Annotated in this window: 8 protein-coding genes; 3 read left to right on the top strand and 5 right to left on the bottom strand. The window is 30.2% G+C overall.

Annotation, left to right across the window (positions count from 1 at the left end):
* The first annotated feature begins 32 nt into the window (after positions 1 to 32).
* The gene (locus H9I45_RS03725) at positions 33 to 8,147 is read left to right on the top strand and encodes a choice-of-anchor D domain-containing protein (protein WP_191141247.1); all 8,115 of its coding nucleotides are present in this window, start codon (positions 33 to 35) and stop codon (positions 8,145 to 8,147) included.
* A 75-nt stretch (positions 8,148 to 8,222) separates the two neighbouring features.
* Here the strand turns inward: H9I45_RS03725 and H9I45_RS03720 are convergent, their stop codons facing one another.
* Positions 8,223 to 9,164 (bottom strand): hydrogen peroxide-inducible genes activator, encoded by a 942-nt coding sequence (locus H9I45_RS03720; protein ID WP_088353281.1) that lies wholly within the window; start codon positions 9,162 to 9,164, stop codon positions 8,223 to 8,225.
* 127 nt (positions 9,165 to 9,291) lie between these two features.
* Here H9I45_RS03720 and H9I45_RS03715 point away from each other — a divergent pair, with 127 nt between their 5' ends.
* Positions 9,292 to 9,765 (top strand): Dps family protein, encoded by a 474-nt coding sequence (locus H9I45_RS03715; protein WP_088353739.1) that lies wholly within the window; start codon positions 9,292 to 9,294, stop codon positions 9,763 to 9,765.
* A gap of 134 nt (positions 9,766 to 9,899) precedes the next feature.
* Here H9I45_RS03715 and H9I45_RS16300 read toward each other — a convergent pair whose 3' ends face one another.
* The 3 genes from H9I45_RS16300 to H9I45_RS03700 form a co-directional block, all read right to left on the bottom strand.
* On the bottom strand, positions 9,900 to 10,544 hold the full coding sequence (locus H9I45_RS16300; RefSeq protein ID WP_088353282.1) for an acyloxyacyl hydrolase: 645 nt from the start codon (positions 10,542 to 10,544) through the stop codon (positions 9,900 to 9,902).
* Positions 10,545 to 10,552: 8 nt separating this feature from the next.
* Positions 10,553 to 11,440 carry a 3-hydroxybutyryl-CoA dehydrogenase gene (locus H9I45_RS03705; RefSeq protein ID WP_088353283.1) on the bottom strand — a complete coding sequence of 296 codons (888 nt, stop codon included), beginning with the start codon at positions 11,438 to 11,440 and terminating at the stop codon, positions 10,553 to 10,555.
* Between the two features lie 178 nt (positions 11,441 to 11,618).
* Entirely contained in the window at positions 11,619 to 12,578 is a 960-nt protein-coding gene (locus H9I45_RS03700) for a Gfo/Idh/MocA family protein (RefSeq protein WP_088353284.1), read from the bottom strand.
* A 195-nt stretch (positions 12,579 to 12,773) separates the two neighbouring features.
* Between H9I45_RS03700 and H9I45_RS03695 the strand changes: the two genes are divergently transcribed.
* Positions 12,774 to 13,415, top strand: a complete 642-nt coding sequence (locus H9I45_RS03695; RefSeq protein ID WP_088353285.1) for a protein-L-isoaspartate(D-aspartate) O-methyltransferase — start codon at positions 12,774 to 12,776, stop codon at positions 13,413 to 13,415.
* On the opposite strand, the gene H9I45_RS03690 is transcribed toward H9I45_RS03695, so the two are convergent.
* Complete coding sequence (locus H9I45_RS03690) at positions 13,412 to 14,647, bottom strand: ATP-binding cassette domain-containing protein (RefSeq protein WP_088353286.1); 1,236 nt, start codon at positions 14,645 to 14,647, stop codon at positions 13,412 to 13,414. The genes H9I45_RS03695 and H9I45_RS03690 overlap by 4 nt on opposite strands.
* Positions 14,648 to 14,657 lie beyond the last annotated feature (10 nt).

Genomic DNA, 14,657 nt, shown 5'->3' with positions numbered 1-14,657 from the left:
CAACTGATACATAACATTTAAAGAAAATTATTATGAAACAATTTTACACAAAGTCAGCAAATAGATACTTACATATAGTGTTGGTATTTTGTATTGTTTTATTTACCAAAACACTTTTTTCACAAAATAATTCTTTGCAAGATAATAGATTTGCTAATGCAGTTTATTCAGAAAATAAGATGAGTTTATCAGAAAAACTTTATTTAAATTCTGATGATTCTAATCTAATTATAAATAATGAAGATTCAAATAATTCAATAGAAATACCTTCAACTAATACTTTAGCTGATGGTGTAACAGCAAATGTATCAACAATAAATTTTGGTTCTGTAGATACAGGGGAATCTAAAGATGAGTTTTTCGAATTGGTTTTTTCAGACTCATCTGACCCAGGTAAAATGTTAATTATAAATAGTATTACTTTTACTGGAGTAGATGCAGACCAATTTTATTCGGCAAGTAATTTAGACCCTTCTGGTTATGAGCAAAACTTTCCAATTCCTTTAGAAGTAAGTTTTGTGCCTACAACTGCTGGAAATAAAAGTACTGTAATGCAAATAAATCACGATGGACCAAACAGTCCTTTAGAAATCGCATTAAATGGTTCAAGTGAAGTTCCATTAATTCCAGTTTTAGAAGAACCAATATTAGATGTAGATTTTGGTACAAAAGATATTAATACCACCACTAATAAAACATTTACATTAAGTAATACAGGAAACACAAAATTAACAATAAGCGCAATTTCTTTAGAAAACGTTTTTGATTTCACACAGTTTTCGTTAGAAAGTGGACTTACTTTTCCTATTGAAATTTTACAAGGAGAAAGCAAAGAAATAACAGTTACTTTTTCTCCAATAAATTCTTTTGCAGATAGCTATGACAAAAGAAATGGAATCATAAAAATTACGAGTGACACTAATAGTGAAACTGGTGTTACAACAGAAACGACTGTAGGTTTAAATGGAAATATTCACTTACCAGAATTGGCCGTAAATGTAAGCACTTTAGATTTTGGAGATGTTTTGGTAGGAGAATCGTCTGTAAAAAACATCCTAGTTTCTAACCCAGGTTTAGGAACCTTAATTTTACCAAAACCAGGTAAAATTACTGCAGACCCAAATGGACTTTATCAAGTTTCTGCAACAACTACATTTCCTTTAGAAATAAAACCAGGAGAATCTAAACAACTACAAATTACTTTCTCTCCAAATGACTTGGGAGTTAAAACAAATAGATTTTCTGTGCAAAGTGAAGATCATAGACCTTTATTTTGGAGATTAGAGTTTGTAGATGTTACAGGAAATGGTGTAAAACGAACACTATCAACCTTGGCAGAAGATTATAGTTTTGGGAAAATTCGTAAAGGTACAACAGCATCAAAAACATTTTCTGTAAATGCAATAAATGGTGCAGATGTAACTATTTCTAATATAGAAATTATTGGAACAGATGCTTCATCTTTTCAATTAAAAAGTAATTTAACTGCAACAGTAACTCCAGGAACAGTTGCAAATATAGAAGTAGATTTTGTAGAAACTTCTTTGGGAGCAAAATCTGCCAGTTTGGTAATTACCTCAGATGCAGAAAACAGTCCACAAACTGTAAATCTAACAGGTGCAATTATAAATTCCGATTTAATTGTTAGCGAAACGAATGTTGTTTTTGATGATACTGTAATTACTAAAAGTGAAGAAAAAGTTATAACATTATCAAATGCAACAGGTACAGATGCAGTTACTATTTCTGCAATAAATAGTACAGGAACAGATGTTTCAAGTTTTACAGTTTCAGATATTACTTTACCAGCAACCATAAACGCAGGAGATGAAACTACATTTAAAATACTTTTTAATCCTTTAGATTCAGGTAATAAATCTGCGACTGTAAATATTATTAGTAATGATGAAAAATCATCCCAAAATATTACGCTTTCTGGTAAAGCAATTGCACCAATAATAAGACTTTCTGAACCAATGCTATCTTTTGATAAAACAATAGCAAAAAATGAAACAAGAACAAAATTATTAATAATAAGTAATGATGGCGATGCAGATTTAACAATCAATTCAATGTCTTTTTCAGGAGCAAATAATGCTGATTATCAAACAGAAGCATTAACGTTTCCTTTGATTATCAACAAGAATGAAAATAAAACAATTAAAGTAATTTTTGAACCACAAGGAAGTGGAAATAGAGTTGCTAATTTATTAATAGATTCAGAAACTTTAGACGATGTTTTTGTTCCCTTATTAGGAAATGGAGTTGCTCCAATAGCTTCAATAAGTAATATATCTTCTTTTGGTGAAGTTGCAATTACTGCAGAAAATCCTACAAAAACAATTACAATTACAAATAATGGTTCCAGTGATCTAATTATTTCTTCAATAGAAAAAACAGGGTTAGATACAAATTTATTTGATTTAGGTGCTGTTACTTTACCCATTACAGTAGCCAAAGGTGCATCTAAAAATATAGAACTTACTTTAATAGTTCCTACATCAACTTCAGAAACAGGTATAAAAAATGCAACAATTTCATTTGCTACGAACGATTCTGAAAATGAGGTAATTAATAAAGATGTAACAGCAACTATTGTTAGTTTGCCAAATTTTAGTATTGCTTCTAATATTTTAGAGTTAAACCCTGTAGAAATTGGTCAAGGAAAAAACACGCCTTTAACGATAACAAATACTGGTACTGCAGATTTGGTTATTTCTGGTTATTATATTTATGACATTGGTAAAAATAAAAATGGAATGAATTTAAACGAAGATCAATTTCCTTTTATAGTTCAACCTGGTAAACAAAAAGATTTAATAATTACCAGTTTTGGTTCACAATTAGGCGAAGATAGTAGAGGTATAGGTTTAAAAACGAACAAAACGATATCTGGTTTTTATCAATCTGGTTTTGTTTTAGGGCAAAATGTAAACAGTCATGTAAATCAATTTGTTGCAGTTTCAGAATCTGAAGGACCAAATTTTGAAGTTGTTTCTCCTACCAGTTTTGATGATACAAGTTTAGGAAGAGAAAGCGAAAAAACAATTATGATTAAAAATTCTGGAACTGCAGAATTAAAATTATTTGAAGTTATTTATCAAGGTGATAATTTTCACGTAGATGGAAGAACAAATGCAGTTGCAACTATAAGTATTGCTCCATTAGAAACAAAGTCGATTAAAGTACAATTTAGACCCACAGGAGATTTAGGTGAAAAAACTGGGTTAATTAGAATGAAAACTAATATTGTAACAGTTGGTGGAGCTACCCAAACAATCAAAGAGTTTTCAGTTTCTGGTGTAGCTGTAGAGCCTTTAGAAGTAGTAGCAGGAGGAATGATTTTTGAAGCAGATAGAATTACTGAAAGTGGAGATTGGCGTTTGTTACAAGGAAATGTTAGAGCTGGAAAACTATTATTTTCAGAGGATGTAAATGTAAATGTAGTTACTAGAGAAATTGAAACTAGTGGAGAAATGTATATGGAAAACATTCTTAAAGTCGGCGATTTAGGAGGAGATAAAGTAGTTATATCTCAAGGAGATGAAATTAAATTAACAGCGGGTCCTGCAACACCAACGTTCGATTTAAGTCCTGGTGCAGTTCCTTTTAATAAGGCTTTTGAATTAATGGAGTTGCCATTCGAAATTACAAAATTTACAATTATTGAAGATGGAATTCAATTGGGGGGAAAATTAACATTACCCGAAGAAATTTTTGGAGCAGATGCACATATCACAATAGCAACTTTAGAAGTTTCTCCCACAAAAGGAGTTAATGTAATTGGTAGTGCAGAAATAAATCCAGAAATGAAAGTTCTTAATTTTTTAACACTTAATAATGCGTATATCACTTTCGACACATTTACCAATTCTTTTACTGGAGGAGGAGAAGTAGGCTTCAAATTAATGAAGAAAGAAATAACCATGGCAGCAGGAATTGCTATAAAAAATGGAGGTTTAAATAGTGTTGAGCTAGAAATAGAAGTAGATCCAGGAATTCCAATTGCCAATACAGGTTGGGAGCTTTCTGGAGGAAATGGTTTTATAAAAAATATCCAAGAACCACCAATTTCAATTGGTTTAGGTGTAGATATTAGACCAATTACACCTATAGAAACAGTTCGTTTAGATAATATGACTTTGGCCTACACATTTGGTACTTCTTTTGAAGCCTCAGGAACAGTACAATTATTTGGAGATGATATTGGAAAAGGAAGTGTTAAAATAAGTAATAAAGGAGTAGATATTGGAGTTTTTGCAGACGTTTTTAATGTGTTTAAAGGTGATGTTAAATTGTTGGTAGAAAGAAGAAAAAAAGCTGCAATCGAAGAGTATTATTTATATTTTGAATCTTCTGCAAAAATGGCGTTAACGGTTCCTAAAATTCCTAATTGTACAGTATGTGGGCTTGTAAATAAAGGTTTACCTAGAAAAGTAGCAGACATAGATGTATTTATGAACAATACTTCTATGAGAGCATCTCTAACTATTTTAGACATCTTAAAATTAATGGTAGAAGCACAGCAAAACAAATTAAAATTTGGAGGAAATTTAGGGCCATTTAGTTTTAGCTTTAAAGAAGCTGCTAAATTAAAAATGGCAAAAGGCATTTATGTAAAGCCTTTAGAATTCGAAAATTTACCTGAAAGTCAAAGAAGAGACCATTTAGATGGACAAAGTTTAATATTAAAATCGAATGGAAAACAACGTAAAGGGAAATCTATAACAAGTACAGATTTTGCTTTAAGCCAATCTTACGAAAACATCATTGTTAAAGTTGAAGGTACCACAGAAATACCAAATTATACTATAACTTTACCTAGTGGAACAGTTTTAACACCAGTAAACGCTAAAAGTTTAGGTTACTTGCAAGAAAATGCAGAGTTAACCATAGAAAAAGCAAGTTATTATGTGTTACAAAATACACCAATTGGAACTTATAGTATTAATATTACTGGTACAGATACGTATCAAGTAGATGTTTTTGGAGCTGAATTTACTGGAAATATAGATATTACGAATGTAAATCATAGTCAACCAACAAATGAATTAAAAATAAATTGGACAGATTCTGATGTAGATTCTGATGCTAAAGTTTCTTTTTATTATGATACAGACAATAAAGATTTCGATGGAAATGCGATACAAACCGATATTTCTGAAGACGATGCAACAGACGAATTAACGTTTGATACAAGTAATTTAGAAAATGGTACTTATTATGTGTATGGTAGCATAAATGATGGAGTGAATCAACCTGTAATAAAATACGCTACTCAAACATTTACAGTGCAAAATGAAACCATGGTTGCTATTCCAACATTGGTTGCAGAGCTACAAAACGATGTGGTAAAATTATCATGGACAAAAATTGATGAAGCAGAAGATTACACAGTTTATATCGATGAAGAACCAATATCTAAATTAAGTCCAAGTCAAGGTACTGGAAAAACAACTTCTTTCGATTTTTCAGACATAAAACCAGGTAGAACTTATAATTTTTCTGTAACAGCAACAAACGCAATAAGCGAAGAATCTAATCTTTCTAATGTAGAAACTATCAATTATGTTAGTACCTATAAAAATAACATTCCAGAAATTACAACTACAAATTTGCCAATTAAAAATGATGCTTGTTCTACATATAGTGCAGTTATCAATGCTACAGATCCAGATTCAGATGTATTAATTTATAGTTTAGAGGAGGCGCCAGCAGGTATGACAATTTCTTCCACAGGAAATATTTCTTGGATTCCAAATAATACACAATTTGGTAAAAATAAAGTAACCGTTAAAGTAATTGATTCAAATGGAGGAGAGGATGAAAAATCATATACAATTACAGTTTTTAATGTTGATGAATTAGCTCCAGTTGCCCCAACAATTGCAGACACCAATTCAGAATGTGCAGTTACAATTACAGACATTCCAACAGCAAACGATGCTTGTAAAGGAGTAATTACAGGAACAACCACAGATGCATTAACCTATAATTCACAAGGAGAACACGTAATTACTTGGAAATTCGATGATGGAAATGGAAACATTGCCACAACTACTCAAAAAGTGGTAATTAATGATGTTACAAAACCAGTTACACCAACAATTGCAAATACAAATTCAGAATGTACAGTTACAATTACAGAAATCCCAACAGCAAATGATGCTTGTAAAGGAGTAATTACAGGAACAACAACTGATGCGTTAACCTATAATTCACAAGGAGAACACGTAATTACTTGGAAATTTGACGATGGAAATGGAAACATTTCAACATCAACTCAAAAAGTAAACATTTCTGATGTAACAAAACCAGTTACACCAACAATTGCAGATACAAATTCAGAATGTGCAGTTACAATTACAGAAATCCCAACAGCAAATGATGCCTGTAATGGAGTAATTACAGGAACAACCACAGATGAATTAACCTATAATTCACAAGGAGAACATACAATTACTTGGAAATTCGATGATGGAAATGGAAACATTGCCACAACAACTCAAAAAGTGGTAATTAACGATGTTACAAAACCAGTTGTACCAACAATTGCAGATACAAATTCAGAATGTGCAGTTACAATTACAGAAATTCCAACAGCAAACGATGCTTGTAAAGGAGTAATTACAGGAACAACAACTGATGCATTGACCTATAATTCACAAGGAGAACACGTAATTACTTGGAAATTTGACGATGGAAATGGAAACATTTCAACATCAACTCAAAAAGTAAACATTTCTGATGTAACAAAACCAGTTGCACCAACAATTGCAGATACAAATTCAGAATGTGCAGTTACAATTACAGATATTCCAACAGCAAATGATGCCTGTAATGGAGTAATTACAGGAACAACCACAGATGCATTAACCTATAATTCACAAGGAGAACACGTAATTACTTGGAAATTTGACGATGGAAATGGAAACATTTCAACATCAACTCAAAAAGTAAACATTTCTGATGTAACAAAACCAGTTGCACCAACAATTGCAGATACAAATTCAGAATGTGCAGTTACAATTACAGAAATCCCAACAGCAAATGATGCCTGTAATGGAGTAATTACAGGAACAACCACAGATGCATTAACCTATAATTCACAAGGAGAACACGTAATTACTTGGAAATTTGACGATGGAAATAGAAACATTTCAACATCAACTCAAAAAGTAAACATTTCTGATGTAACAAAACCAGTTGCACCAACAATTGCAGATACAAATTCAGAATGTGCAGTTACAATTACTGATATTCCTACAGCAAATGACGCATGTAAAGGAGTAATTACAGGAACTACCACAGATTCATTGACCTACAATTCACAAGGAGAACACGTAATTACTTGGAAATTCGATGATGGAAATGGAAACATTTCAACAACAACTCAAAAAGTAGTAATTAACGATGTTACAAAACCAGTTGCTCCAACAATTGCAGATACAAATTCAGAATGTGCAGTTACAATTACAAACATTCCTACAGCAAATGACGCTTGTAAAGGAGTAATTACAGGAACTACCACAGATGCATTGACTTATAATTCGCAAGGAGAACATACAATTACTTGGAAATTCGATGATGGAAATGGAAACATCGCTACAACAACTCAAAAAGTAGTAATTAACGATGTTACAAAACCAGTTGTTTTGACTAAAGATTTTGAAATTGAGTTAGATAATGATGGAAAAGCTTTTATTACAACTGGAGATATAGATAATGGTTCTACAGATAATTGTGGAATAAAATCGATAGTTTTATCTAAAACAGATTTTACAGCGACAGATGTTGGTGATAATATTGTAACCTTAACAGTTACAGATACAAACAACAATGTTAGTTCTAAAAATGCCATAGTTAAAGTAAAAGGTGCAGCTTTAAATATCGAAGATGATAAAACTTTAGAAAAAACAATTTCTTTGTATCCAAATCCAACATCAGCAAATATTACGATTAAATCTAATTTTGTAAAACTTTTAAAAGTGGTTTTATATGATGTAAATGGCAAAGAAATTTTGTCGAAAGATGTAAATAGTTTAATAGAGAAAATAAATATAGAGAATTATCCAGAAGGAATATATTTTGTGAAAGTTATTTCTGAAAATTCTAAATCTGTTTACAAGAGAATTATAAAAAATTAAAGAAGAAAAGTTTACTAAAATAAAAAACCAAAAGTTAAAGAACATTTGGTTTTTTTATTTAGAAAAAGGTAATTATTATTTTTTATTCAAAGGGCTAATAATTTTCACATCAGAAAATGAAATTGCACCTCTTACAACACCATCAATAGTCTTTTTTAATGCTTCAATTAGCTGCATTTTTAATTGAGATTTATGGTAAATTAAACTTACTTCTCTTGCTGGTGGAGGATTTGTAAATTCACGTAAATGAGATTTATCCACATCATTTAAATCTAAAGTATGTAAATAAGGTAATAAGGTCATTCCCAAACCTTCTTTAGTTAACTTTATTAAAGTATCGAAACTTCCACTAGCTAATTGAAACGATTTTTTGTTATCGGTTTTAAAAGTTCTACATAAATTAATTACACTTTCTTTAAAGCAATGTCCATCTTCTAAAAGCAAAATATCGTCCATTTCTAATTCGTCAGGAGCGATTACTTTTTCATTAAAAAGACGATGATTTTGTGGAATTAAACCAACAAAAGGTTCATAATATAAAGGTCTTTCTTTTATGGCTTCATTTTCTAACGGAGTTGCAGCAATTGCAGCATCTATATGTCCATCTGCTAATTTTCTAATGATTTCTTCTGTAGTTAATTCTTCGATAATTAATTTTACTTTTGGGTATTTCTTCGTAAAACTGTTTAAAAACATTGGTAATAAAGTAGGCATTATGGTTGGGATAATTCCTAATTTAAATTCTCCTCCAATAAATCCTTTTTGTTGATGTACAATATCTAAAATTCTATTGCTTTCATCTACAATAACTTTTGCTTGTTCTACAATCTTTTTTCCAACTTCTGTTAATTCAATTGGTTTTTTAGATCTATTAAATATTTTTACACCAAGTTCTTCTTCTAATTTTTGAATTTGCATGCTTAAAGTAGGCTGGGTAACAAAACTATGTTCTGCTGCAACCGTAAAATTTTGATATTCTGCAACCGATAAAACGTATTTTAATTGGGTAATTGTCATTGTTATAGTAAATTTTGATAAAGATATTAAAACTATCAATAATAATTATAGTTATACCCATTTAATTTCTCATAAATTTGTAGTATTAATATAAATGAATATAAATGAATATAAAAAAATAAATAAAATGAGCAAATCAATATTAGGATTAGACAAAAAAGAAAGCGCAAATTTAGTAGATAATTTAAACGGATTATTATCAAACTTTCAAATATATTATCAGAATCTAAGAGGATTACATTGGAATATTAAAGGAAAAAATTTCTTTGAATTACATGTGAAGTTCGAAGAGTTTTATACAGATTCTCAAGTAAAAATCGACGACATCGCAGAACGTATTTTAACCTTACAAGGGAAACCATTACACACTTTTACAGATTATATAGATAATTCTTCTGTACCCGTTGGAAAAGATATTTCTGAAGATGTGGAAGCTGTAAATCTGGTGGTAAATTCTTTATCAGAATTATTAAAAATCGAAAGAGAAATTTTAGATTTATCTGACGAAGCAAATGACGAAGGAACAAATTCTATGATGAGTGATTTTATCGCAGAACAAGAAAAAACTATTTGGATGTTAAATTCTTGGTTAGGTAAATAGTAATTTTTTACTGGAAGATTTTTAAAATCTTGTAGGTATAATTTCAAATTAAAAAATTCCTGTAAAACTTTAATTTTTACAGGATTTTTTTTGATTTATAGTCATTTAAAAAAGTTTAAAAAATTATAATATTTCTATTGCAAACGATAAGAAAACCCAATTTCAAAACCTACAATATTGTAACCATTGTTTGGTTTTTGTGTATTAAAATTAGAAATGTGACCAATATTGCTACCCAAATATAAATATGTGTTTGTTGAGGTTTTGTAAGAAAAACCAAGAGAACCATTTTCAATAAAAGTAAAACCTTTTGCCAAACGCTCTGTTCTGGTATCAATTGTTCCAACTCCCAAACCAACTGTTAATTGAAAGTCTACTTTTTTAAATATTTTCTTTTTAATTGCAAAACCTAATTCAAAAGCATACAAATGCATTGTTTTTGGTGAAGTAAATTCTGCTACTTTAGATTCAAAATTTTCTTCTGTTGGTAATATAAAAAACTTGTTTTGTAATTGGTGTTTTAAAACTTGATATTGTGGTTGCACAATCAATTCAAAATCTAAAGATTTCCATTTTCCTAAATTATAAAATAATTGAAATTTATAGGTATTAGTGGAGTAGGAGTAATCTTTATCATTAAAAAGAAAATTTTTATCATTTGCATTATTATATAAAAAACCTACTTTTTTTACATTAGAAATTTTTTTTTTCACATCTTGACTCATCATTTTAAAAGTAGATAAGAAAAGAAGTAAAAAAAGGATATATTTATATTTCATAAAAATAATTATGAAAACATTTTAGCAACTCTTTCCGCTTTTCTACTTTCTGAATAATCATAAAAACCTTCGCCAGATTTTATTCCTAATTTTCCAGCCATTACCATATTTACCAATAGAGGGCAAGGAGCATATTTAGGGTTTTTAAAACCATCATGCATTACATTTAAAATAGACAAACAAACATCTAAACCAATAAAATCTGCCAATTGCAAAGGTCCCATTGGATGTGCCATTCCCAACATCATAACTGTGTCAATTTCTTTAACGCCAGCAACACCATTATATAACGTTTCAATGGATTCATTAATCATTGGCATTAAAATTCTGTTTGCAACAAAACCAGGATAATCATTCACTTCAACCGGAATTTTATTCACTTTTTTAGACAAATCTACAATCGTATTCATCACATTATCAGTCGTATTGTAACCTCTAATAATCTCAACCAATTTCATAATTGGCACTGGATTCATAAAGTGCATTCCAATAACTTTTTCGGGTCTATTAGTAACAGCTGCGATTTGAGTAATAGAAATTGAGGAAGTATTTGTTGCCAAAATTGTGTTTTCGTTGCAAACTTCATCCAATTCTTTAAAAATTTTCGATTTTAAAGAAACGTTTTCTGTGGCAGCTTCCACAACTAAATCTACATTTTTAGCACCATCTTTTATCGTTGTAAAAGTGGTAATGTTTGCTAATGTTTGTGTTTTATCGGCTTCAGAAATTTTTTCTTTCGCAACCATTCTGTCTAAATTTTTAGAGATTGTTGCCATTCCTTTGTCTAAAGCACCTTGCGAAACATCGATTAAATGAACATTATAATTGAATTGTGCGAATGTATGTGCGATTCCATTTCCCATGGTTCCAGCACCAATTACTGCTATGTTTTTCATATAAAAAAGCCCATCCTAACCTTCCCAAAGGGAAGGAATTCTTACTCGGGCGAATAAAAATTTTATTATTAAAAAAGTATTTTTAAATATCATAAAATGATATTATTTAAGTTTATTTTGAGTAAGTCAATCCTCAAGAGTGTTTCCTTCCCTTTGGGAAGGATTAAGGATGGGCTTTCTAAAAACAGTCAATCACCATTTGAGCAATACGTAAAGCTTCAGTTCCTGCATGTAAAGAAACTACAGGTTTTGTTCCGTTTTCAATAGCATCTGCAAAAGATTCTAATTCATCTAAAATGGCATTATTAGGTTCAACGTCAGGATTGTCAAAATAAATTTGTTTTTTTACACCTTCTGCGTTTTGTAGAATCATAGCAAATTCATCCGGATTTTCAGGAACATCTTTCATTCTAACAACTTCAGAAACTTTCTCTAAAAAATCAACAGAAATATAGGCATCTTTTTGAAAAAATCTTGATTTACGCATGTTCTTCATCGAAATTCTGCTGGCAGTTAAGTTCGCAACACAGCCATTTTCAAATTCAATTCTTGCATTTGCAATATCAGGCGTTTCAGAAATTACAGAAATTCCACTTGCGTGCACATTCTTCACTTTAGAATCTACCACAGAAAGAATAATATCAATATCATGAATCATTAAATCTAAAACTACAGGAACATCTGTTCCTCTTGGATTAAATTCTGCCAATCTGTGTGTTTCAATAAACATTGGGTTGTTTATTTTATCACTTACAGCAGTAAAAGCAGGGTTGAAACGCTCTACATGACCAACTTGACCTTGCACATGATTCTGACTTGCCAACGTTTTAATAGCTTCCGCTTCTAAAACAGTTTTAGTAATTGGCTTTTCAACAAAAATATGACAGCCTTTTTCAATCGCCATTTTTGCACACTCGAAATGAGATAAAGTTGGAGTTACAATATCTACAACTTCCACAGCATCCATTAAACTTTCCATAGAATCGAACAATTTGTAACCAAATTCTTTGGCAACTTTTTGTGCATTTTCTGTAAACGGATCGTAAAAACCAACCAATTCGTATTTTTCTGATTGTTGTAATAAACGTAAATGAATTTTTCCCAGATGTCCAGCACCTAAAACTCCAGCTTTTAGCATAAATTCTTATATTTTAGTCATTGCGAACGTTAGTGAAGCAATCTGTTTATTAAAAAGATTACATCGTTATTATTGCTGTTAACGACATTAATTTAGTTATATATTATCAAAAGATTTCGACAAAAACAAAGATACGATTTTATAGGAATGTATTTAGATTTATTGTTATTTTTAGACTTTAGAAAACTCTTATAAGTGAAAGATACATCAAAACATCAAGGACGTAGAAATCAGTTAGCTGCTGTTTTAAAAGCAAAAGGTATAACAGATGAAAATGTGTTGAATGCAGTGCGTAAAATTCCTCGTCATTTATTTATAGATTCAAGTTTCGAAGATCATGCTTATCAAGATAAAGCATTCCCTATTGCAGCAGATCAAACCATTTCTATGCCCTATACTGTTGCTTTTCAATCGCAAACTTTAGAGATAAAGCCAGAGGATAAAGTACTGGAAATAGGAACTGGTTCTGGTTATCAAACAGCTGTTCTTCTAGAGTTAAAAGCAGAAGTATATTCCATAGAAAGGCAAAAAGAGCTATTTAAAAGAACTTCTTTATTCTTGCCCAAATTAGGTTACAAGCCTAAGAAATTCATATTTGGAGATGGTTATAAAGGATTAAAAGAAAAAGCACCTTTCGATAAAATTATAGTAACTGCTGGAGCACCTTTTGTACCAAATCCGTTATTATCGCAACTAAAAATAGGAGGGATGTTGTTAATTCCTGTTGGCGATAAAACGCAAATTATGACATTATTTATCAGAAAATCTGCCAAAGAATTCGAAAAACACGAATTAGGAGATTTTGCTTTTGTGCCAATGTTAGAAGAGAAGAATTAATCTTTTTTTACGTTTCCTAAAGAACCATTTTTTGTTGGTGTAAGTTCGTACGTAAAATCTGGCTGGATATCTTTTACAATTCTATGGGAAACAAAAAGTACAGTTGTGTTACTTTCTTTTGCAATTTTATTAATTAAAGCAACAACAATTGCTGTTCCTTTTTCGTCTAAATTTATTAATGGTTCATCTAAAATTAACAATGGAGGGTTTTTTATCATTGCCCTGGCAATTAAAACCAAACGCTGTTTTGGAATAGATATATTTTGGATAGCAATATCTTTATCAATTTCTAAATTTAATAATTTTATCCAGTTTTCTGCAGTCGCATTTTGCAATGTAGATGGAACTTTATATAAACCAACACTGTCATAAAAACCAGATATAACCATTTGTTTTACAGTTTGTTTTCTATGAAATAACTCTAATATATTTGGGCTAAAATAACCGATTTTACGTTTAATGTCCCAAACACTTTCTCCAGTTCCTTTTTTCTTTCCAAATAAATAAACATCTTGTCTGTAAGCTTTTACATTATTTCCATAAATCATCGATAAAATAGTCGATTTACCAGAACCATTTGGACCAATTAATTGCCAAAATTCGTTTTGATGAATTGTCCAATTTATGTTGTTTAAAATTTGATTTTCATCATAAATAACGTTTACATTTTTAAAAGATATTAGTGGGCTTTCTATCGTTTTATAAGCTGTTGACGATTTTGGGATTTCGCCATTAAAAACGAAATTTTCAATTTTAAAATTATAATTTTCAATTAGAATTTCCTTAATAATTTTATCATTTTCTATTTCTAATACATGAGTAATTATAGGTAGAACTTCTTCTTCTCTGTTAAAAATTTGAATAATATTTATCTTTGAAGATAACTGGACAAGTCTTTTTTTTAAAGCTATTACTGAAGTTGCATCTAAACTATCGAAAGGACTATCTAAAATTAAAAAATCTGGATTTTGCAACATTACATAATTTAGTAATGCTTTTTTTTGTTCGCCACTAGACAAAGAGCGAATATTCCTGTTTTCTTTATTTGTAAGTGTTTTTGTATGGTGTTTTGCTTCATTATCCATCAGTTTTTCTAAAACTGAATAAGAAAATAAGAATCCTTTTTTATTTTTTAAAGGTTCTAAAGAATGTTTACCATTTAAGATGTTATTTAATAATTTACTTTTGGGTAAAAGAGCGGAATTATTAATGGCAAAATGGATGTTCTCCATATTTTTTTTG

The organism is Polaribacter haliotis, assembly GCF_014784055.1.
In the GTDB taxonomy this organism is placed as follows: Bacteria; Bacteroidota; Bacteroidia; order Flavobacteriales; family Flavobacteriaceae; genus Polaribacter; species Polaribacter haliotis.
Note: the sequence above shows the minus strand (reverse complement) of the source record. Positions and strands in the feature narration are given on the sequence as shown.